This window comes from Pseudomonas sp. FeS53a (assembly GCF_000931385.1).
Taxonomy (GTDB): domain Bacteria; phylum Pseudomonadota; class Gammaproteobacteria; order Pseudomonadales; family Pseudomonadaceae; genus Metapseudomonas; species Metapseudomonas otitidis.
In genome coordinates this window covers 59,799-81,047 of sequence record NZ_JYFT01000085.1, presented here as the reverse complement: position 1 = coordinate 81,047, position 21,249 = coordinate 59,799, and the positions used below count along the sequence as shown (strand labels likewise).

Annotated in this window: 20 protein-coding genes and 1 tRNA gene; 7 read left to right on the top strand and 14 right to left on the bottom strand. The window is 67.9% G+C overall.

Features of this window, described 5'->3' with window-relative positions:
- Positions 1-148: 148 nt before the first annotated feature.
- On the top strand, positions 149-799 hold the full coding sequence (gene erdR, locus SZ55_RS26620; protein WP_044414269.1) for a response regulator transcription factor ErdR: 651 nt from the start codon (positions 149-151) through the stop codon (positions 797-799).
- A gap of 73 nt (positions 800-872) precedes the next feature.
- A complete protein-coding gene (locus SZ55_RS26615) occupies positions 873-1,238 on the top strand; it encodes a diacylglycerol kinase (protein ID WP_044414266.1) in 366 nt (121 codons plus the stop codon).
- Here the strand turns inward: SZ55_RS26615 and SZ55_RS26610 are convergent, their stop codons facing one another.
- A complete protein-coding gene (locus SZ55_RS26610) occupies positions 1,239-2,165 on the bottom strand; it encodes a LysR family transcriptional regulator (RefSeq protein ID WP_044414263.1) in 927 nt (308 codons plus the stop codon). It lies immediately after the preceding gene.
- Positions 2,166-2,290: 125 nt separating this feature from the next.
- Between SZ55_RS26610 and fpr the strand changes: the two genes are divergently transcribed.
- Positions 2,291-3,070, top strand: coding sequence for a ferredoxin-NADP reductase (gene fpr / locus SZ55_RS26605; RefSeq protein WP_044414260.1), 780 nt, complete (start codon positions 2,291-2,293; stop codon positions 3,068-3,070).
- Between the two features lie 50 nt (positions 3,071-3,120).
- Here fpr and SZ55_RS26600 read toward each other — a convergent pair whose 3' ends face one another.
- Positions 3,121-3,534: a VOC family protein gene (locus SZ55_RS26600; RefSeq protein ID WP_044414257.1), complete on the bottom strand. Its 414-nt coding sequence runs from the start codon at positions 3,532-3,534 to the stop codon at positions 3,121-3,123.
- A gap of 60 nt (positions 3,535-3,594) precedes the next feature.
- Here SZ55_RS26600 and SZ55_RS26595 point away from each other — a divergent pair, with 60 nt between their 5' ends.
- On the top strand, positions 3,595-3,897 hold the full coding sequence (locus tag SZ55_RS26595) for a putative quinol monooxygenase (RefSeq protein ID WP_044414254.1): 303 nt from the start codon (positions 3,595-3,597) through the stop codon (positions 3,895-3,897).
- 6 nt (positions 3,898-3,903) lie between these two features.
- On the opposite strand, the gene tsaA is transcribed toward SZ55_RS26595, so the two are convergent.
- The 4 genes from tsaA to rimO all read right to left on the bottom strand — a co-directional run bounded on the left by tsaA (position 3,904) and on the right by rimO (position 7,285).
- Positions 3,904-4,605, bottom strand: coding sequence for a tRNA (N6-threonylcarbamoyladenosine(37)-N6)-methyltransferase TrmO (tsaA, locus tag SZ55_RS26590; protein WP_044414252.1), 702 nt, complete (start codon positions 4,603-4,605; stop codon positions 3,904-3,906).
- Positions 4,606-4,615: 10 nt separating this feature from the next.
- Positions 4,616-4,822, bottom strand: a complete 207-nt coding sequence (locus SZ55_RS26585; RefSeq protein WP_044414250.1) for a hypothetical protein — start codon at positions 4,820-4,822, stop codon at positions 4,616-4,618.
- Positions 4,823-5,029: 207 nt separating this feature from the next.
- Positions 5,030-5,800, bottom strand: coding sequence for an SDR family oxidoreductase (locus SZ55_RS26580; protein WP_044414248.1), 771 nt, complete (start codon positions 5,798-5,800; stop codon positions 5,030-5,032).
- Between the two features lie 162 nt (positions 5,801-5,962).
- Positions 5,963-7,285 carry a 30S ribosomal protein S12 methylthiotransferase RimO gene (gene rimO, locus SZ55_RS26575; protein ID WP_044414245.1) on the bottom strand — a complete coding sequence of 441 codons (1,323 nt, stop codon included), beginning with the start codon at positions 7,283-7,285 and terminating at the stop codon, positions 5,963-5,965.
- 244 nt (positions 7,286-7,529) lie between these two features.
- Between rimO and SZ55_RS26570 the strand changes: the two genes are divergently transcribed.
- Positions 7,530-9,437, top strand: coding sequence for a potassium transporter Kup (locus tag SZ55_RS26570; protein WP_044414242.1), 1,908 nt, complete (start codon positions 7,530-7,532; stop codon positions 9,435-9,437).
- Between the two features lie 66 nt (positions 9,438-9,503).
- Here SZ55_RS26570 and SZ55_RS26565 read toward each other — a convergent pair whose 3' ends face one another.
- From SZ55_RS26565 to SZ55_RS26550, 4 genes are all read right to left on the bottom strand, one after another.
- Positions 9,504-10,046, bottom strand: coding sequence for a cytochrome b (locus tag SZ55_RS26565; RefSeq protein WP_044414239.1), 543 nt, complete (start codon positions 10,044-10,046; stop codon positions 9,504-9,506).
- Positions 10,047-10,173: 127 nt separating this feature from the next.
- A complete protein-coding gene (locus SZ55_RS26560; protein ID WP_044414236.1) occupies positions 10,174-11,436 on the bottom strand; it encodes a virulence factor family protein in 1,263 nt (420 codons plus the stop codon).
- A 7-nt stretch (positions 11,437-11,443) separates the two neighbouring features.
- Positions 11,444-14,095, bottom strand: a complete 2,652-nt coding sequence (gene mprF / locus SZ55_RS26555; RefSeq protein ID WP_044414233.1) for a bifunctional lysylphosphatidylglycerol flippase/synthetase MprF — start codon at positions 14,093-14,095, stop codon at positions 11,444-11,446.
- A 150-nt stretch (positions 14,096-14,245) separates the two neighbouring features.
- Positions 14,246-14,322 (bottom strand) — tRNA-Met (locus SZ55_RS26550).
- 455 nt (positions 14,323-14,777) lie between these two features.
- Between SZ55_RS26550 and SZ55_RS26545 the strand changes: the two genes are divergently transcribed.
- The gene (locus SZ55_RS26545) at positions 14,778-15,254 is read left to right on the top strand and encodes a hypothetical protein (protein WP_044414230.1); all 477 of its coding nucleotides are present in this window, start codon (positions 14,778-14,780) and stop codon (positions 15,252-15,254) included.
- Positions 15,255-15,369: 115 nt separating this feature from the next.
- Positions 15,370-16,425: a DNA polymerase IV gene (gene dinB, locus SZ55_RS26540; protein ID WP_044414228.1), complete on the top strand. Its 1,056-nt coding sequence runs from the start codon at positions 15,370-15,372 to the stop codon at positions 16,423-16,425.
- Positions 16,426-16,432: 7 nt separating this feature from the next.
- Here the strand turns inward: dinB and SZ55_RS26535 are convergent, their stop codons facing one another.
- The 4 genes from SZ55_RS26535 to SZ55_RS26520 all read right to left on the bottom strand — a co-directional run bounded on the left by SZ55_RS26535 (position 16,433) and on the right by SZ55_RS26520 (position 21,155).
- Complete coding sequence (locus SZ55_RS26535; RefSeq protein WP_044414227.1) at positions 16,433-16,837, bottom strand: META domain-containing protein; 405 nt, start codon at positions 16,835-16,837, stop codon at positions 16,433-16,435.
- Positions 16,837-17,271, bottom strand: coding sequence for a hypothetical protein (locus SZ55_RS26530; RefSeq protein ID WP_044414224.1), 435 nt, complete (start codon positions 17,269-17,271; stop codon positions 16,837-16,839). Before SZ55_RS26530 ends, SZ55_RS26535 begins: the two co-directional genes overlap by 1 nt.
- Positions 17,272-17,356: 85 nt before the next feature.
- Entirely contained in the window at positions 17,357-18,340 is a 984-nt protein-coding gene (locus tag SZ55_RS26525; protein ID WP_044414222.1) for a 2-hydroxyacid dehydrogenase, read from the bottom strand.
- Between the two features lie 67 nt (positions 18,341-18,407).
- Positions 18,408-21,155 (bottom strand): response regulator, encoded by a 2,748-nt coding sequence (locus SZ55_RS26520; RefSeq protein ID WP_044414220.1) that lies wholly within the window; start codon positions 21,153-21,155, stop codon positions 18,408-18,410.
- Positions 21,156-21,249 lie beyond the last annotated feature (94 nt).

Below are 21,249 nucleotides of genomic sequence, written 5' to 3'. Positions count from 1 at the left end.
AAAAGGCCAAGACTCTGACGCAAAGATGGCCGCTTGACCACCCCGCCGAGGGTCGGCATGCTGGGCGCCGCTCCACGGCCGCCCATTAGCCGCCAGGGCCCTCCAATCGCCGCCAGGGTGGTGGGGCCCGCCAGAAAAGGACCCCTCGATGGCCGCTTACGACATCCTCATCGCCGACGATCACCCGCTGTTTCGCAGCGCCCTGCACCAGGCTCTGACCCTGGGGCTGGGCCAGGATGTGAGTCTGGTGGAAGTGGCCAGCATTGCCGAACTCGAGGAGCGCCTGGCGCAGAAGAGTGACTGGGACCTGGTCCTGCTGGACCTGAACATGCCCGGCGCCTACGGCTTCTCCGGCCTGGTGCTGTTGCGTGGCCAGTACCCGCAGATCCCGGTGGTGATGATCTCCGCCCAGGAGGAGGCATCGGTCGTGGTGCGGGCGCGGGAGTTCGGTGCCAGCGGCTTCATTCCCAAGTCCAGCCCGCTCGAAGTCATCCAGTCGGCCGTGCGTGCCGTGCTCGATGGCGATGCCTGGTGGCCGCCGCAAGCAGACGAGGCGGTGGTCGTATCCGACGAGGCCCGTGCCGCCAGTGCCGGCCTGGCCAGCCTCACGCCCCAGCAGTTCCGCGTGCTGACCATGGTCTGCGAAGGCCTGCTGAACAAGCAGATCGCCTTCGAGCTGAATGTGTCCGAGGCCACGGTGAAGGCCCACGTCACCGCCATCTTCCGCAAGCTCGGCGTGCGGACCCGTACCCAGGCCGCCTTGCTGCTGCAACAGATGGAATCGATTCCGCCAGCCTGACGCCGGCCTTTTCACGCAAATTTTAGACGCGCCGCGCTAGGCTGCGCGCTCCTTTCAAACAGCCAGCCTTCCCATGTCGCCATTCAAAGGCCAGACCGGCCTCAAACGTATCCTCAACGCCGCCGGCTATTCCTTCGATGGCCTGCGTGCCGCCTTCACCGGTGAAGCCGCGTTCCGCCAGCTGGTGCTGCTCAACGTCGTGCTGATTCCGGTGGCGTTCTTCTTCGATGTCAGCCGCGGCGAGCGGGCGCTGATGATCGGCGTGTGCCTGCTGGCCCTGATCGTCGAGCTGCTCAACTCGGCGGTGGAGGCGGCCATCGACCGCATCTCCCTGGACCGCCACCCGCTGTCCAAGAACGCCAAGGACATGGGCAGCGCCGCCCAGTTCGTCGCCCTGACGCTCATCGGTTCGGTCTGGGCCACCATCCTGCTGGGTTGATCAGGGGATCTCGGGCAGCACGATCTCGTCGCTGCGCCGTACCCCCACCGTGAGTTCGCGGCACTGTTCGAGGAACTCGCGCATGGCCGCCGTCTGGTACTTCTGCCGGTGCCAGATGAAATAGAACTGCCGACGCAGGTCGATCCCCGGGGTTTCCAGCGGCACCAGGCTGCCCCGGCGGAAGGCATCGCGCAGCGCCAGGCGCGAGATGCAGCTGATGCCCAATCCCGACTCCACCGCGCGCTTGATCGCTTCGGTGTGCTCCAGCTCCAGGCGGATGTTCAGTGGCACCGGGTGATGACGCATGGCCTGGTCGAAGGTCAGGCGCGTGCCGGAGCCCTGCTCGCGGAGGATCCACGCCTCCCGGCACAGCTCGTCCAGGCTCACCGGCTGCTGCTGGGCCAGGCGATGGCCGGGGGCGCAGAACACCACCAGTTCGTCCTCCACCCAAGGCAGGACCTCGATGTCCGGGTGCTGGCAATCGCCTTCGATTAGACCCAGATCAAGTTCGTAGTGGGCGATCTGCTGGACGATATTCGCCGTGTTCTGCACGTGCAGGCTCACCTGGCACTCCGGGTGGCGTTGCATGAAGCTGCCGATCAGCAGGGTCGCCAGGTAGTTGCCCACCGTCAGGGTGGCGCCCACCGCCAACGAACCGAAGCCGCTTTTGCCGTTGAGCAGGTCCTCGATCTCCCGGGCCTGATCCAGCAGGGCGACCGCCTGGGGCAGCAACTGGTGGCCCAGCGCATTGAGGCTGAGGCGCTTGCCGACACGGTCGAACAACTGGCAGCCAGACTGCCGCTCCAGCTCGGTCAGCGAGGTGCTGGCCGCCGATTGTGAAAGGGACAGCGATTCGGCTGCGCGAGAGACGCTGCCTTGCTGGGCGACGCTGACGAAAACCTGCAATTGACGGAGTGTGAAACGCATATCGATATAACCGATAACCTATATCTTGATAATCCAGTTAACAGATATTGTGGCGATCACTACAATGCCGCGCAATTGCGCCCAAGCGGCGCTGGCGACATTCCCTCTTCGGAGCTTCCGGAAACATGAGCAACTTCAACTCCGAGCGCGTCCTCAGCGTTCATCACTGGAACGACACGCTGTTCAGCTTCAAGTGCACCCGCGACCCGGGCCTGCGCTTCGAGAACGGCCAGTTCGTCATGATCGGCCTGCAGCAGCCCAACGGCCGTCCGCTCATGCGCGCCTATTCCATCGCCAGCCCGAACTGGGAAGAGCATCTGGAGTTCTTCAGCATCAAGGTGCCGGACGGCCCGCTGACCTCCCAGCTGCAGCACCTGAAGGAAGGCGACGAGATCATCATCAGCAAGAAGCCCACCGGCACCCTGGTCCTCGATGACCTGAACCCGGGCAAGCACCTCTACCTGCTGAGCACCGGCACCGGCCTCGCGCCCTTCATGAGCGTGATCCAGGACCCGGAGACCTACGAGCGCTTCGAGAAGGTCATCCTCGTGCACGGCGTGCGCTACGTGAACGAAGTGGCCTACCGCGAGTTCATCACCGAGCACCTGCCGCAGAACGAGTTCTTCGGCGAGGCGGTGAAAGAAAAGCTGATCTACTACCCCACCGTCACCCGCGAGCCCTTCGAGAACCAGGGCCGCCTGACCGACCTGATGCGCAGCGGCAAGCTGTTCCGCGACATCGGCCTGCCGCCGATCAACCCGCAGGACGACCGCGCCATGATCTGCGGCAGCCCGAGCATGCTCGACGAGACCAGCCAGGTGCTCGACAGCTTCGGCCTGAAGGTATCGCCGCGCATGCGTGAGCCGGGTGACTACCTGATCGAGCGCGCCTTCGTCGAGAAGTGATCCCGCGCCGCGCCTGACGAGAAGCCCGCCATCCGGCGGGCTTTTTCGTTTCAGCCCGGCAGGCTGAAGCGCTGGCCGGACAGGGCAGGGTGGTAGATCGGCTGGACCTTGTTCCCGGCCGGGTCCAGCAGGTGGAAGCTGTGGGTGCCGTCGCCATGGGCGAAGGGGCGGTCCAGCAGCGTGACGCCCTGGTCCTTCAGGTAGCGGTACCAGGCCTCCAGGTCTTCCAGGCTGTCCACCACGAAACCGAAATGGTCCACCGCCTGCGCGCCGTGGCTCGGCACCGTGGCGCGCCCCAGGGACAGGTTGTCGTTGCCGCAGGTGAGGTAGACCAGGTCCTCGTGGGCACGGTGCAGCACCTCCATGCCCAGCACGTCGACGTAGAAGCGCTCGCACGCCTCGAGATCTGGAACCAGCAGGGCGATGTGGCGTAGGCCGTTGAGCCGGGCAGGGCGGTTGGACATGTGACGGCACTCCTTTTTGTATACAATTTTTCGAGAATATAAGACAAAAAGGACTCACCCATGTACTGCCTGCTGCTCAAGACCCAACTGAAACCCGGAAGCCTGGAGGCCTTCATGGAAGCGATGCGCATCAATGCCGCCGCCTCGGTGCGGGATGAACCGGGTTGCCTGGTGTTCGACGTGCTGCGTGACCGCAGTGATCCGGATCGGGTGTGGCTCTACGAGGTGTACACCGACGAAGCGGCGTTCGAGGCCCACATGCGGACGCCGCACTTCCTGGCGAGCCGGCCGCTGGTGGAGCCGCTGATTCTCCGGCAGGACTGCATCGAGGCCGACGCGCTGGCCCTCAACCCCTTTCGCTGAGTCGCCTCAGGCGTCCGCTCCGCGTGCGATCTCCAGCACGCGGATGCGGCCAGCCTCGGGGTAGTGCCAGCGCACGTCCACGTCCCACAGGCGCGCGCCGTAGCGGCGCTCCGGCTGGGGTTTCTGGTAGGCCGGGCGAGGGTCCTGGGCCAGGCACTGCTCCACCAGCGCCACCAGCGGCTCACCCAGGCGCTCGCCTTCTAGCCGCGCCTGGGCCAGGGCTTCGGGCGTCCACTCCACCGGAATCAGTTCCGGCGGGGCCGCAGCGATGCCGTTGCGTGCGTCCAGCTGGCAATCGGCGTAGGGCACGTAGGGCTTGATGTCGAGCACCGGCGTCCCGTCCAGCAGGTCGATGCCCGACAGCCAGAGCCGGCCGGCTTCCACCTTGTCCAGCTTCACCACCGACTGGCCGATGCCGTTGGGGCGGTGCGTGGCGCGGCTGGCGAAGACCCCCAGGGTCTGGTTGCCGCCCAGGCGGGGCGGGCGCACCTTCAGGCGCGGTGTGTCCTCCAGCGCCTGATGGAAGAGGAACAGCAGCCACACATGGCTCACCTGCTCCAGACCGGCCACCGCCTCGCCGCCATCGAAGGGTGGCAGCAGCTCCAGCACGCCACGGGCGGCCGGGGCGAGTTGGGGCTGGCGGGGAATGGCGAATTTTTCCTTGAAGCAGGACCGCAGGATGCCGACCGGGGAAACCAGATGCTGCATGGTGTGTGACTCAGCGGCTGCGGATCGGTGCGCCCTGGGGCACCCGGCACCCGGCGTCGCGGTAGGGGCCGCTGTGGCGCACCCAGCCCTCGCCGGGTTGCACCTGGGCGCAGGTGAAGCGGCCGTCCAGCGTGCTCTGCCAGACATAGAACGGCGCCGGCGCGGCAAGGGCCGGCAGGGCAGGGAGCAGGGCGAGGCACAGCAGCAGGGCACGCATGGTGGGGTTCCGGGAAGAATGCGCGGCTACCCTAGCAGGTTGTTGAAACACTGGCCACGCCGCCGCTGCAGCGCTGAAGGCGCCCTCAAGTGGCCCATTTACTCCACCTGGACCGGGCTTTTTTCGTGCTTCGCCTTCCTGCCTGCGCCGGCCTTCGCCAGGTGCAAGCCGTGGGCGCGCGCCAGTGCGCAGCGCCCGGCTCGGGCCTCAGAGGTGGAAGCCGCCGTCGATGGGGATGATGGCGCCGGTCATGTAGGCCCCGGCGGTGCCGGCCAGGGCGATGGCCAGGGCGCTCATCTCCTCTTCGCGGCCCCAGCGCTGCATGGGGATGAGGGCAACGTCCGCCGCCAGGGCATCGTCGTCCTGGGCGATGAAGCGGGTCATCTTGCTCGGGAAGCGGCCGGGGGCGATGACGTTGACGTTGATGTGTTCCTTCACCAGCTCATGGGCCAGCATGCGCGACAGCTGGTGCAGGGCGGCTTTGCTGGGGCCGTAGGCGTAGGCCTGCTCGCCCATGGCGGTGATCCCCGCCACCGAGCCGATGTTGATGACCCGCGCCGGGCTGGCCGCGGTGCCGGCCTTGCGCAGCAGCGGCAGCAACTGCTGGATGCAGCTGAAGACGGCCGTCACGTTGAGCTGCATGACCTTCTCCCAGCCCTTGACCGGGTAGCTTTCCAGCGGCGCGCCCCAGGTGGTGCCGGCGTTGTTGACGAGGATGTCCAGCTGCCCGACCTGCCCGCCCAGGGTTTCGGCCAGGGCACGCGCGCCTTGTTCGCTGGAGAGGTCCGCCGCCAGCCCGACGCATTCGCCGAAGGCCGAGAGTTCGGTGGCGGCTTCCGCGCACGCCTCGGCATTGCGGGCGCAGATGAACACGCGGGCGCCGGCTTCCAGCAGGCCCTGGGCGATCATCCGGCCGATGCCGCGGGTGCCGCCGGTGACCAGTGCCGTGCGGCCTTTCAGGCTGAAGTACTTCTCCATGGGGTGAGCCTCGTCAGTGGGTGAGGGCCTTACCCTAGCCGCTGGTGGGCGGCGGCAGAGCCATCATCGAGACGGGGAATGCACGGCCATTCCAGCCCCCATGGAAACGAAAACGCCGCGAGCCCTGGGGACGTCGCGGCGTTCGTCAGCCGATCGCGGGGGTCAGATGCACTCGGCCCACAGGTCGTACTCGTCGGCGTCCACCACCCGCACGCGGACCTTCTCGCCCGGCTTCAGGTTGGGGTTGTCGATGAACACGCTGCCGTCGATCTCCGGGGCATCGGCCCAGGAACGGGCCACGGCGCCCTCGTGGTCCACCTCGTCCACCAGCACGTCCATCTCCTGGCCGATCTTGCGCTGCAGGCGGGCAGCGGAGATGGCCTGCTGGTGCGCCATGAAGCGGTCCCAGCGGTCCTGCTTGATGTCGTCCGGCACCGGCTCCAGGCCCAGGTCGTTGGCCGGGGCGCCGTCCACCGGGGAGTACTGGAAGCAGCCGACGCGGTCCAGCTGAGCTTCGGTCAGCCAGTCCAGCAGGTACTGGAAGTCCTCTTCGGTCTCGCCGGGGAAGCCGACGATGAAGGTGGAGCGGATGGTCAGCTCGGGGCAGATCTCGCGCCACTTCTTGATGCGGGCCAGGGTCTTGTCCTCGAAGGCCGGGCGCTTCATGGCCTTGAGCACGTTCGGGCTGGCGTGCTGGAAGGGGATGTCCAGGTAGGGCAGCAGCTTGCCGGCGGCCATCAGCGGGATCACGTCGTCCACGTTCGGGTACGGGTACACGTAGTGCAGGCGCACCCACACGCCCATGGCCGAGAGCGCCTCGCACAGCTCCAGCATGCGGGTCTTCACCGGCTGGCCGTTCCAGAAGTCCAGCTTGTACTTGAGGTCCACGCCGTAGGCGCTGGTGTCCTGGGAGATCACCAGCAGTTCCTTCACACCGGCCTTCACCAGGCGCTCGGCCTCGGAGAGCACGTCACCCACCGGGCGGCTGACCAGCTTGCCGCGCATGGAGGGGATGATGCAGAAGCTGCAGCTGTGGTTGCAGCCTTCGGAAATCTTCAGGTAGGCGTAGTGGCGCGGAGTCAGCTTGATGCCCTGGGGCGGAACCAGGTCGATCAGCGGGTTGTGCTCGGTCTTCGGTGGCACCACTTCGTGCACGGCGTTGACCACCTGCTCGTACTGCTGCGGGCCGGTCACGGCCAGCACGCTCGGGTGCACGTCACGGATGCTGTCCTCGGCCACGCCCATGCAGCCGGTGACGATCACCTTGCCGTTCTCCGAGAGCGCCTCGCCGATGGCGTCCAGGGACTCGGCCTTGGCGCTGTCGATGAACCCGCAGGTGTTGACCACCACGACGTCGGCGTCCTGGTAGGTCGGAACGATCTCGTAACCCTCCATGCGCAGCTGGGTGAGGATGCGCTCGGAGTCGACGGTCGCCTTGGGGCAGCCGAGGGAGATGAATCCGACTTTGGGTGTTGCGGTGGACATGGGGGCTAACCTCGGAAGGGCACCTTGGGGGCGCCTCTGATCAAAAAGTGCGCAATTCTAGCGGCGGCCTACACACTTGAACAGCCTCTCCGAGGCAAGTCGTCGCAGGTGCATGCCCAGGCCCTGCCAGCGGGCGTCCCGGGGAATACGGCCTATAGTCAGCGGGAATGAAAATGACCGGCTCTTGCAACCCGATTGGGGTGAGAGCAGGATGCGCCGAATTTTGTCTGAGGGATTTTGTTACATGTCCGATGCAAGCACCGGGACCGCTGAGCAGGAACAACACCCCCACTCGAGCTCCGCCGTCGGCCTGATGGTCGGCGCCGTCGGGGTGTGCTACGGCGATATCGGCACCAGCCCGCTGTACACCCTCAAGGAAGTCTTCATCGGCGGCTATGGCGTGCAGGCCAACCACGATGGCGTGCTCGGCGTGCTGTCGCTGATCTTCTGGTCGTTGATCTGGGTGGTCTCGATCAAGTACGTGATCTTCGTCCTGCGGGCCGACAACGAAGGCGAGGGCGGCGTCATGGCGCTTTCGGCGCTGGCCCGTCGTGCCGCCACCGGGCGTCGCCGCCTGCAGGCCATGGTGGTGGCGGCCGGCCTGATCGGCGCCGCGCTGTTCTACGGCGACAGCATGATCACCCCGGCCATCTCGGTGCTCTCTGCCATCGAGGGTCTGGAGATCGCCTTCGACGGCCTTGAGCACTGGGTGGTGCCGCTGTCGCTGGTGGTGCTGGTGGGCCTGTTCCTGATCCAGAAGCACGGTACGGCGCGCATCGGCATCCTCTTCGGGCCGGTGATGGTGGCCTGGTTCCTGGCGCTGACCGCCCTGGGCATCTACGGCGTCGCCCAGCAGCCGGAAGTGCTCAAGGCGATGAACCCGGCCTGGGCGGTGAACTTCTTCATCTCCCACCCGGGCATCGGCGTGGCCATTCTCGGCGCCACGGTGCTGGCGCTGACCGGTGCCGAAGCGCTCTACGCCGACATGGGCCACTTCGGCCGCAAGCCCATTGCCCGCGCCTGGTTCGCCCTGGTGCTGCCGGCGCTGGTGCTGAACTACTTCGGCCAGGGCGCGACCATCCTGGTCAACCCGGAAGCCGCGCGTAACCCCTTCTACCTGACGGCGCCCGGCTGGGCGCTGCTGCCGATGGTCGCGCTGTCCACGGCCGCCACCGTCATCGCCTCCCAGGCGGTGATCTCCGGTGCCTTCTCCCTGACCCGCCAGGCCATCCAGCTGGGCTACGTGCCGCGCATGTTCATCCAGCACACCTCCAGCCAGGAGCAGGGGCAGATCTACATCGCCGCCGTGAACTGGGCGCTGATGGTGGGCGTGGTGCTGCTGGTGCTGGGCTTCGAGTCTTCTGCGGCCCTGGCCTCGGCCTACGGCGTGGCGGTGACAGGCACCATGCTGATGACCACGCTGCTGATGGGCGTGGTGATCTGGCTGCTGTGGAAATGGCCGATGTGGATGGCCATTCCGTTCTTCCTGATGATGCTGCTGGTGGACAGCCTGTTCTTCGCCGCCAACCTGCCCAAGGTCATCCAGGGCGGTGCCTTCCCGGTGATCGCCGGCATCGCGCTGTTCATCCTGATGACCACCTGGAAGCGCGGCCGCCAGCTGCTGGTGGAGCGCCTCGACGAGGGTTCGCTGCCGCTGCCGCTGTTCATCGCCAGCATCCGCTCGCAGCCGCCGCACCGCGTGCAGGGCACGGCGGTGTTCCTCACCGCCCGCTCCGATGCGGTGCCCCATGCGCTGCTGCACAACCTGCTGCACAACCAGGTGCTGCACGAGCAGGTGGTGCTGCTCACGGTGGTCAACGAAGACAGCCCGCGGGTGGCGCCGGAGCGGCGCTTCGAGGTGGACGCCTATGGCGAGGGCTTCTTCCGGGTGCTGCTGCATTTCGGCTTCATCGAGGATCCGGACATTCCCCAGGCGCTCAAGCTGTGCCACCTCAACGACCTGGACTTCAGCCCGATGCGCACCACCTACTTCCTCAGTCGCGAGACGGTGATCCCCTCCAAGCTGATCGGCATGGCGCTGTGGCGCGAGGCGCTGTTCGCCTTCCTGCTGAAGAATGCCAACGGCAACCTGCGCTACTTCAACCTGCCGCTGAACCGGGTGATCGAGCTGGGTACCCAGGTGGAGATCTAGCCGACGACGAGGTTCGCCACAACGAAAAAGCCCGGGCATGGCCCGGGCTTTTTCATGGGGTGACGATCAGCCGCGGCCGGGCAGCATGCGCCGCACGGTGTCGTCCTTGCTGATGAAGTGGTGGAACAGCGCGGCCACCGCGTGCAGGCCGATCAGCCAGTAACCGAGAACGGCCACGGTCTCGTGCACTTCCTTGATCTGCCCGGCGAGGTCGGGGTTCTTGCCGATCAGCGGCGGCAGTTCCAGGCCGAAGAAGGGGATCGGCTTGCCGGCGGCGCTGAGGATCAGCCAGCCGGCGAACGGCAGGCCCAGCATCAGGCCGTACAGCGCCAGGTGCATCAGCTTCGCCAGGGCGTTCTGCCAGGCCGGCGGGTTGGGGGTGATCGGCGGGGTGGGCGAGAGGAAGCGTGCGGCGATGCGCACGAACACCAGGGCGAATACCGAAAGGCCCAGCATGAAGTGCCATTGCTTGAGCAGTTCGCGGGTCTCGCTGCCTTTGGGGAAGTTGCCCTTCAGCTCGATGGTGGCGTAGACGGCGGCGATCAGCAGCAGCATCAGCCAGTGCATGGCGATGGAAAGTTTCCCGTAGCGGGAGGTCTGGGTGGTCATCACGGCTCCTTGTTGTCCCGCATCGTGGTGGCGGGCTTGTCCTCAGCTTAGCGGCTGGGCCTTAAGTGAAAATGAAGCAGGTCAAAGAACGGGGGATTCGCCGCCCCTGGGCGGGGCGGCGGAGGGCTCAGGGCTTGGCCTGGCGCTTGGCGATGGCCTTGACCAGGCGCTCGGCCAGGGCCGGGTAGTTTTCGTCGTAGTGGTGACCGCCGGGCAGGCCCAGCACTTCGCCGATGGCGCCGGGCTGGGTGCAGCCGCTGTCCTTGGCTTCGTCCTTGCCGTACACGCAGAGCACCTTCTCCGGTGGCAGCTTGGCCAGTTCCGGGCCGGTGGCCGCTTCCTGGCCGGCCTTGCCCAGCCAGCCCTGCACTTCGATCTCGAAGCTGCCGCTGCGGGCCAGGGCCAGCAGCAGGATGGCGTCCACCTGCTGCTGGTCGGCCTTGGGCAGGCGGTTGTAGAAGGCCGGCAACACGTCGGCGCCGAAGGAGTAGCCCGCCAGGACGAAGCGCTTGGCACCCCATTGCTCGCGGTAGCGCTTCATCAGGCGGCTGAGGTCGGCTGCGCCCTGCTCGGGGCTCTTGTGCTGCCAGAAATAGCGCAGCGCGTCGATGCCGACCACGGAGTGATCGAGCTTGGCCATCTCTTCGGCCACGGCGCGATCCAGGTCGCGCCAGCCGCCGTCGCCGGAATAGAACAGGGTGACGGTGTCGGAGGGATGGTCCGCCGGCACTTCCACCACCGGCATCTGGCTGCCGCCGCCTTCCAGCAGGCTGCGCAGGCGCTCGTTGAGCAGCTCGGGCAGGCTGGTGTCGTAGTCGCTGATGCCGGTATCGGCGTTGGCCTGGTCACGGGCGAAGGCCGCGCTGGGGTCGTCCGGGTTGTCGTTCCAGGCGATGGTCCAGTGGCCGTGGGGCGCTGCCTTGGGCAGCGGGGCGCTGCAATCGGGCTGGTCGAGGCTGAAGTCGATGGATAGGGCGCGGGCCTGGTCGTTGCCCTGGCCGGCCAGCCAGCGCCAGGCGAAGGCTGCACCCGGCCCGATGCCGGCCACCAGGGTCGGGTCGCCTTCCAGCACGGTGCGGGCCAGGCCCAGCAGGTGCTGCTGGGCATCGCAGTTGTCAGCGGGCAGTTGCAGCTGGACGAGGCGTGCGCCGCCGTCCTGGGCCAGGGTCAGCAACTGGGCCTCGTTCAGCTGTTGCTTGGCGTCCACCACCAGCAGCACGCGGGCACGGGTCTCGCCCGGGGGCAGGGCGATGGTGGCGCGGCTGCCGTCGGCCAGGGTGCGTTGTTCCACCCGGGCTTGCGGCGAGGGGCGGCCCCACAGCAGCAAGGCGGTGCCCACCACGAGCACGAGGAAGATGATCAGCAGGCGGTGCCAGTGGCGTTTGAGCATGGGTCCCTCAGCGTTTGACCAGTCCAGTGAAGCCGCCCGCGATCAGGGCTGCGGTGTCGGCCAGTGCCACCAGGGGGTCAAGGCCCGGCGGTACGGCCATGTAGCGGGGCTCCCAGTCCGGCTGGAACTTGTCCTTGAAGCGGCGCAGCCCCTGGAAGTTGTAGAACTGCTCGCCACGGCGGAACACCAGGGCGCCGAGGCGCTGGGTCAACGGCGCGCCGCGACGGGGCTGCAGGCCGGCCAACGGCACCATGCCGAGGCTGAAGCGCTCCACGCCCCGCTCCTTGAAGTGCAGCAGCAGGTTGAGCATGAGGAATTCCATGGTCAGCTTCGGCGCTTCCGGGTGCACCCGCATCAGATCCAGGCTGGCCAGTTCCTGGCTGTCGGTCTCCAGCAGGTTGGCAAAGGCCATGGGGCGGCCTTCGAAGGACACCACGGCGATGCGGAAGTACTTCAGGTAGTCCGGGTCGAAGCGGCCCAGGGAGAAGCCTTTCTCGCGCACGTTCTTGCCCTGCATCCAGGCATCGGAGATTTCCCGCAGCGCTTCGATGGGCGCTTCGCCCGCTTCGTGGAAGGCCAGGGTCAGGCCGTCGCGCTGGCCCCGGCTGAGGGTGTAGCGCAGGTCCTTCATGGCCTTGTTCTTGGCGTCCAGGTCGAAGCGGCGCAGGTCCACGCGGGCCTCCTCGCCGAGCTTCAGGGCGCTGAGGCCGATGTCCATGTAGTAGGGCAGGTTCTCCGCGCGCACCTGGTAGAACACCGGGCGGGCGTGGTGCACGTCGCACAGGTCGCGGAACTGCCAGATCAGCTCGGCGCGGTGGTTGGCCTTGCCGATGGGGTCGAATAGCGCCACCAGGCTGCGGCCACGGCGGGCGAACATCAGGAAGGCGTCTTCCTCCGGGTGGAACAGCAGGGCCTTGTCGCCGGTCAGCACCAGGCCGCCATCGGGCTGGGCGGAGCCACGGACGATGCGCGCTGCCTTCAGCAGCTCTTCCTCGGTGGGTTCGTGGATCACCAGGGGCACCGGACGCAGCAGCCACACCAGGCCCAGGCCGGCCAGCAGCAGGCCGCTGGCCAGGGCGGCGCGCAGGGTGCGCGGCGCGTCGGCGTCCACGGCGAACTGCCAGAACAGCTCGCGGCTGTAGGGCACGTCCTGGTAGGCGAAGAACATCAGCCAGATCGACGCAGCCAGCACGCAGGCGGCCGCACCGAGGTTCACCGGGGAGAACGGCACCTCCAGCAGGCGGCTGGGGCGGTAGAAGGCGCTGCGGAACATCGCCAGCAGCGAGGCGGTCAGCAGCAGCAGGGTGGCCTCTTCCCAGTCCACGCCCTTGAGCATCGACAGCACCGCGCCGGTCACCAGCAGCACCAGGGTCAGTGCCCAGGCTGCCGACAGCCGCCGGCGCAGCCCGTGGGCGAGCAGCAGGCAGAGCACGCCCACCAGGCTGGCGGCCAGGTGCGAGGCGTCGATCAGGCGGTGGGGGATGAGGAAGCTGAGGTCGTCCAGGCGGGTGTCGATGGCCGGGGTGGCGCCGGAGAACAGCAGCACCACGCCGGAGAGGAACACCATCAACGACAGCACCGGCGCCGCGAGGCCCGAGGCACTGCGCATGGCCTGGCGGCCAGCCGGCAGGAAGCGCTGGGCTTCGTTCACCAGCAGCAGCATGCAAGCGACTACCAGCGGCAGCCCCACATAAATGAGGCGATAGAGCAGCAGCGCAGCGGCCAGCGGGGCTGCACCGAGCTGGCCGGCGAAGGCGGCCAGCAGCACCGCTTCGAACACGCCGACGCCACCGGGCACGTGGCTGAGTACGCCGGCCGCCAGGGCCAGCAGGTACACCAGCATGAAGGCGCCCAAGGGCGGGGCCTCCGGCAGCAGCAGGTAGAGCACGCTGGCGGCTGCGCAGACGTCCACCAGGGTGATCAGCAATTGCAGGCCCGACAGGCCCAGGCCGGGCAGGCGCACGCCACGGCCCAGCAGGCGCACGCTGATGCAGCCGGGCACCGGGGCTTCGGGTTCGCGCAGGCGCGAGAACCAGAACACCGCCAGCAGGGTGAGGCCGAGTACGGCGCCGGCGATCAGCGCCACCATCGAGGGCGGCAAGCGCAGCGCCTGGGAGGCCGCGTCCAGGTTGCTCAGCGCGGCAACGGCTGCCAGCGGTGGCAGGGCCGAGCCCAGCGCCAGGCTGGCGAACACCGTGACCCGGGCGATATCGGGCGCACTGACGTTGTCGCGGCTATAGAGGCGGTAGCGCACCGAGCCGCCGGTGACCACCGAGAGGCCGATGGCATTGCCGATGGCCGAGGCACAGAAGCTGCCCAGGGCCATGCGTGGCAGTGGGATGCGCACGCCGGCGAAGCGCAGGCCGGACCACTCGTAGCCCACCAGGGCCATGAAGCTCACCGCCGTGGCGCCGACGGCCGCCAGCAGGCTGCTCACCGGCACGTCGTGCAGGGCACCGCGCAGGGCGTTGGGGTCGAGTTCGCGCAGCAGGTGCCAGCAGGCCACCAGGCCGATGGTGAAGAGAAGGAGGGTAAAGGCCAGCCCCAGGGGTTGCCGGTAGGCACTCAGGCGGTCGAGCCAGCGCAACTGGTTGGCGTCGACCGGTTGCTCGTCATCAGGCAGGGCGGATTCGTCGGGTGTAGCGGGGCTGGCGCGCATCGAGCACCTCATGGAAATTTGCGCCACAGGATGTGGGCTGGACGTTCAAGTTCCAAGCCCCGGCGTGCAATTTTTCCCTGGCGCTCCTGGCGGTAGAGGAAAACACCCCACAAAAGAAAAGGCCACTCGTTTGAGTGGCCTTTCTTTGTTTGGTTGCGGGAGCTGGATTTGAACCAACGACCTTCGGGTTATGAGCCCGACGAGCTACCAGACTGCTCCATCCCGCGTCTGTGGGTCGGCATTCTAGCGATTAATCTGGCCCTGTCAACAACTGATTTCTGAAAAAGTGGTTTTTCATCAGAAACTTAGCGCGTCGAAACGGCGCCATCCCCCGTGGTACATGGCCTGCAGCCGGGAGAATTGTTTACTCAAGGGGGTAGGAAAGACCTCGAGGCCGGTACGGGGTAGGGACCGGCCTCGAGGGTGCCGGTCCTTCCATTACCAGGCACCCGAGCAGGCTAGCGGGAGGCTGGCTGGGAAAGTTGTCAGAAAAGGGTAGGAGATTTCTGATTGGCGATCCGGGCGTTGAAGCGTGTCCGGCGGTGGGGATACTGGCCGGGCGGTCGTACCCGGTACGGCCGTCGCCTCTCCCGGCGAGCCCCACTCCTTGAGTGGGGCTTTTTTCGTCAGGGTTGGCGGTTCTTGCCCAGCCCGACTGCGTAATCGTTCCGGAGGACTCCTCATGCTCGATGCGATCCGTCGCACCATCCTGCACCCTGCATTGGCCCTGCTGCCCGAATCCCTGTCCGGGCGCGAGGCGGAGGTGCTGCTGCTGGCCAGCGGCCTGGCCGCCAGTGGCTTCCAGACCCGGCGGGATGCCCGTGGCCCGGGCCGGGGTTACTGGCGGGCCTTGCCCGACGGGGTGATGGTCGGTGGCGTGCTGCGGGCTGCGCAGACCCGCGACCTGGCCGTGGCGGTGTGCGATGCCCGGCAGGTGCCGCCGATTGCCGAGCGGGTCTACAGCGCGCTGGAGCATGACGATGTGCTCGCCGCTGCCCTGGCGCGCCTGCTGTTATGGAGCGACCCGGCCGGCCTGCCATCGCTCGGCGATGAGGCCGGCACCTGGGCCTGCTACCAGCGCCACTGGGCCGTCGACGAGGCGGCTCGCCGGGACTGGCCCGCCCATTACCAGCGCGCGCTGGCTGCCTGCCCTGCCTGACCCCGCCGGCCCGGCCCTCACGTGGCCGGGCCGCCTTGCCGCGAATCCGCTAGAATCCGCCTCCCTTCATATATGCGTGCGCCCCGTCTGCGCAGCCGTGACCCGTGCCGCCTCCATGAGCCAGCGGAAGATCATCCACATCGATTGCGACTGCTTCTACGCCTCCATCGAGATGCGTGACGACCCCAGCCTCGTGGGGCGGCCGCTGGCCGTTGGCGGCTCGGCGGATCGTCGCGGGGTGATCGCCACCTGCAACTACGAGGCGCGGGCCTACGGCGTGCGCTCGGCGATGTCCTCGCGCCACGCGCTGAAGCTCTGCCCGGACCTGCTGATCGTCAAGCCGCGCTTCGAGGCCTACCGCGAAGCCTCGAAGGCCATCCACGGCATCCTCCGGGACTACACCGAGCGCATCGAGCCGCTGTCCCTGGATGAGGCCTACCTCGACGTCACCGACAGCCCGCACTTCAGCGGCAGCGCCACCCGCATCGCCCAGGACATCCGCCGGCGGGTCTGGCAGGAGCTGCGCATCACCGTCTCCGCCGGGGTGGCGCCGAACAAGTTCCTCGCCAAGATCGCCAGCGACTGGCGCAAGCCCGATGGCCTGTTCGTCATCACTCCGGACCAGGTGGAGGCGTTCGTCGCCGAGCTGCCGGTGGCGAAGCTGCATGGAGTGGGCAAGGTCACGGCCGACAAGCTCGGGCGCCTCGGCGTGCACCTCTGCTCGGACCTGCGGGAATGGAGCCTGACGGCACTGGCGCGGGAGTTCGGCAGCTTCGGCGAGCGCCTCTACAACCTGGCGCGTGGGCACGACGAGCGCCCGGTGCAGGTGGACAGCCGGCGCCAGTCATTGAGCGTGGAGAACACCTACGACCATGACCTGCCGGACCTGGCGGCCTGCCTGGAGCGCCTGCCGGCACTGCATGAGGAGCTGGAACGGCGCCTGGCGCGGCTGGATGCCAGCTACCGGCCGGACAAGCCGTTCGTGAAGCTGAAGTTCCTCGATTTCACCCAGACCACCCTGGAGCAGGCGGGGGCCGGGCGGGACCTGGACAGCTATCGGTTGTTGCTGGGCGCCGCCTTCGCGCGGGGCGAGCGCCCGGTGCGGCTGATCGGCATCGGCGTGCGCCTGCAGGACCTGCGCGGCGCCGCCGAACAGCTCAGCCTGTTCTGACGCCGACTCAGCGCTCCGGCCAGAGGCGCAGGGCCTTGCCTTCGGCCGGCCACAGGCGCAGTTGCTCGGTGGCCGAGAAGTCCCAGCGCTGCACGTTGGGGAGGAAGTCCAGGAAGCGCTGTTCCTGTTCCATCAGGGCTGGGGCACAGGCCTTGCGGGTGCTGCCCACCGGACCGAAGCTCAGGCGCTCGCCCTCCAGGGTGTAGGGGGCGAACCAGTGGTTGCAGCCGGCATTGCCGTAGGCGCGGCCATCGTGGCCCAGGGTCAGCGTCAGGTGGCTGCGGTCGATCAGCGGGCGCTCACCGATCCACTCCACCTGGTAGGTACGTTCGGTTTCCAGGGTGGGGCCTTCGGTGGCGCAGCCGGCGAGGGTGGCGCCGACCAGGGCCAGCGGCAGGGCGAGTCGTTTCATCACACGGTCTCCTGGCAGGTGGGGCAGAGGTGGCGACCGTCACGCTTGGCCCAGCCCAGCTCGGCGATGCGCGCTTCGGCGGCGGGTGTCTCGGCGGGCTTGCCCAGGCTGGCGTCCACGGCGAATTCGAAGTCCAGGCGCTTGCCGCAGGCGTCGCAGTCGACCTTCCACTGCAGGATCGACAGCTCCTTGAACGCCGGCCCCTTGGCCACGGCCAGCCACTGGCCGGGCGGGTTGATCAGGTGGCGGACCTTCTCCACCTCCAGGCGCATGGACAGCTCGCGGCTGCCGCGCAGGGTGACCAGCAGGGTGTCGCCATCCTTCACCGAGCCACCGACCCCGGTGACCTGGTAGCGGCCCGGCGCGAGGGCGCGGCATTCGTTGAGGGTGTGGGCGGGGTTGAGCAGGGTGTAGCGGAAATCGTGTTCGGCCATGGGTCCTCCGGAATCGACGCGCATGCTAACAGACTAGGCGTCTTCATCGGATTGCGAAGGCGCGCCAGGGCGCCTTCGCAAAGGCTCAGGCTTCGACCCGGTTCACCGGCGCGCCGCTGGCCCAGGCGCTGATGTTGTCCAGGGTGGTGCGGGCGATGGCGGCCAGGGCCTCGCGGGTGAGGAAGGCCTGGTGGGCGGTGACGATCACGTTGGGGAAGGTCAGCAGCCGGGCCAGCACATCGTCCTGCAGCGGCAGGTCGGAGCGGTCCTCGAAGAACAGGTTGGCTTCCTCTTCATAGACATCCAGGCCCAGGTAGCCCAGTTGGCCGCTCTTCAGCGCCTCGATCAGCGCCGGTGTCTCCACCAGCGCGCCGCGCCCGGTGTTGATCAGCATGGCGCCGCGCTTCATGCGTTGCAGGCTGTGGCTGTTGACCAGGTAGCGGGTGCCGTCGTTCAGCGGGCAGTGCAGGCTGACGATGTCGCTCTCGGCCAGCAGCTCGTCCAGGGGCACGTAGCGCCCGCCCAGGGCTTCCACCGCCGGGTTGGGGTACGGGTCGTAGGCCAGCAGGGCGCAGCCGAAGCCGGCCATGATGCGGGCGAACACCTCGCCGATCTGCCCGGTGCCCACTACCCCGACGCGCTTGCCCACCAGGTCGAAGCCGGTCAGCCCGTGGAGGCTGAAATCGCCCTCGCGGGTGCGGTTGTAGGCGCGGTGCAGGCGCCGGTTCAAGGCCAGGACCAGCGCCACCGCATGCTCGGCGACGGCGTGGGGCGAGTAGGCCGGCACCCGCACAACCGTGAGCCCCAGCTGCTGGGCAGCGTGCAGGTCGACGTGGTTGTAGCCGGCCGAGCGCAGGGCGATCAGCTGGGTGCCGCCCTCGGCCAGGCACTCCAGCACCGGGGCGGAAAGGTCGTCGTTGATGAAGGCACAGACCACCGCGTGGCCCTGGGCCAGGGCAGCGGTGTCCAGGGTCAGGCGGGCGGGCTGGAAGTGCAGGTCGAGGTCGGACGAACAGGCCAGGAAGCTGTCGCGGTCGTAGGTCTGGGTGCTGAACAGGATGGTTCGCATGGGCGCTCCTTTATAGGTGCCCGGAGTCTAGGAATCCCTTCCCGCCGGGGCCTTGCCTCAGGTCAGCTCAGCCGGCCTCGGCCGCCAGGCGCTCGATGGCGCGGTCCAGGTCGTCCAGGGCTTCGCGGCTGGCCGGGTCATTCTTCTTCAGCAGGGTCTCGCTGCGCTGGCAGGCGGCCCGCAGCTGGGGCACGCCGCAGTAGCGCGTCGCGCCATGCAGGCGGTGCACCCGCTCCAGCAGCGTGGCGCGATCATCCGCCTCCAGCGCCTGGCGGATGGCCTGGCGGTCGGCGTCCAGGGAGGCCAGCAGCATGCCCAGCATGTCGGCGGCGAGTTCGGCCTTGCCGGCGGCCAGGCGCAGGCCTTCCTCCGGGTCCAGCACCGCTGGCTCCTCCTGGGGCGCGGCGGGCTCGGCGGGGCGCTCCGCCACCGGGCCCTGGAGCGCCAGGCCGGTCCACTTCAGCACCACCTGGGCCAGTTGGCGCTCGCCGATGGGTTTGGTCAGGTAGTCGTCCATGCCGCCCTGCAACAGGGCGCGCTTCTCGTTGGCCAGGGCGTGGGCGGTGAGGGCGACGATGGGCACCGGGCTGGTCTCGTGGTTGGCCTCCAGGCGGCGGATTTCCTCCGTGGCCTGGCGCCCGTCCATGCCGGGCATCTGCACGTCCATCAGCACCAGGTCGAAGGTCTGCTGGCGCACCGCGTCCACGGCGCCATAGCCGCTGTCCACCGCCGTCACCTCGGCGCCCATGTCGCCGAGCAGGGTCTTCACCAGCAGCAGGTTGGCCGGGTTGTCGTCCACGCAGAGGATGCGCGGCGCCCGCTGCACCACCGGCATCGGCGCTTCCACGCGGACCGGGCGCGGCCCCACCAGGCTGCTGAGGGCACGGTGCAGCTTGCGGGTGCAGGCCGGCTTGGCCTGCAGCTGGTTGTGGGAGTCGGGCAGCACCGGGTGGTACAGCGCCTGGTCGGTGGTGGGGCAGAGCACCAGGCTCTTGCAGCCCAGTTGTTCCAGGTCCCAGATGTACTGGGCGAGGCGCTCCGCCGGCAGTTCCGCGGTGCTCGCGGCCAGCACGGCGAAGCCGATGGCCTGCGGCCCCTGGCGCTGGGCGGCGACCTGTTCCAGCAGGGCCTCCAGGCTGGGCGCGTCGAGCACCTCCAGGCCGCAGTCCTCCAACTGGTGGCGCAGGGCCTGGCGGGTCAGCTCCTGGGGCTCGAAGACGATGGCACGACGCCCGGCCAGGGGGGCCTTGGGCAGGTCGTCTGCATCGTCGCGGGCCTTGGGCAGGCTGATGCTGATCCAGAACTCCGAGCCCGCGCCCGGGGTGCTGGCCACGCCGATCTCGCCGCCCATCTGTTCCACCAGGCGCTTGGAGATGACCAGCCCGAGGCCGGTGCCGCCGGCCTGTCGCGAGAGCGAGTTGTCGGCCTGGGTGAAGGCCTGGAACAGCGCCCGCAGGTCCTCGTCGGAGAGGCCGATGCCGGTGTCCTGCACGCTGATGCGCAGCTGCACCAGGTCCGGCTCGCTGTCGTCCTCGAGCATCGCCCGCACGGCGATGGTGCCCTCGCGGGTGAACTTGATGGCGTTGCTCACCAGGTTGGTCAGCACCTGCTTGAGGCGCTGCGGGTCGCCCATCAGGTGCACCGGGGTGTCGCGGTACACCAGGCTGACCAGCTCCAGGCGTTTCTCGTGGGCGGCCGGGGCGAGGATGGTCAGGGTGTCCTGGATCAGGTCGCGCAGGTTGAAGGGGATGTTCTCCAGCACCAGCTTGCCGGCCTCGATCTTCGAGAAGTCGAGGATCTCGTTGATGATCCCCAGCAGGCTCTCGGCGGACTGTTCGATGGTGCCCAGGTAGTCCTGCTGGCGCGGCGACAGCTCGCTCTTCTGCAGCAGGTTGGTGAAACCGAGGATGCCGTTGAGCGGCGTGCGGATCTCGTGGCTCATGTTGGCGAGGAACTCGGACTTGATGCGGCTGGCCTCCAGGGCCTCCTTGCGCGCCAGGTCCAGTTCGATGTTCTGGATCTCGATGGTCTCCAGGTTCTGCCGCACGTCCTCGGTGGCCTGGTCGATGTTGTGCTGCAACTCTTCCTGGGCGCTCTGCAGGGCCTCGGCCATGCGGTTGATGCCGGCGGCCAGCTCGTCCATCTCGTGGTTGCCCAGTTGCGGCAGGCGGGTTTCCAGGCGGCCTTCCTTGAGCAGCGCGACACCCTGCTTGATGCGCCGCAGCGGTTCGTTGATGGAGTGGCTCATGCGCAGCGCCAGCAGCGCGGTGACGGCCAGGCCGGCGGTGATCAGCATCAGGCTGGCGAACAGGCTGCGGTAGCCGCGCAGCAGGGTGCCGTGGTGGGACATTTCCAGTTCCACCCAGCCCAGCACCTTGTCACCTTCGCCGGGTGGCGCGTCGCCGGCGAGCACCCGGTGGCGCTCGAACACCGGCAGCATGAAGCGCGTGGCATCGGTGTTGCTGATCTGGCTGGTGTGGCTGCCGTCGTTGTCCGGGCTGCCGTTGAGCATGCTCGGCCCGGCGTGGGCCAGGCGCACCCGGTCGAGGCTGAGGAAGCTCACCGCGCGCACGTCGGGCTGGTCCAGGGCGTTGTCGGCGATGCGTTCCAGCAGCAGGCCGTCGCCGCGCACCAGGGCGGGGGCGGCCAGGGGCGCGAGTTGCTCGGCGATCATCTGCCCGCGCTGCAGGAGCTGGGCCTGCATGTCGGAAAGCTGGGCCCAGATGAAGTAGCCACCCAGCACCATGGCCAACAGGCTGGTGGGGAGCAGGGTCAGCAACAGCACACGACCCTTGATGCCGAGATCCTTGAACACGCCGGAATCCTTTAGACGAAAGTGCCCGAAGTGTAGCGACTCGCCCGGTGGGAATCTGCCTGCCGTTTTGACAGAATGCGCGCTCTTTTAGGAA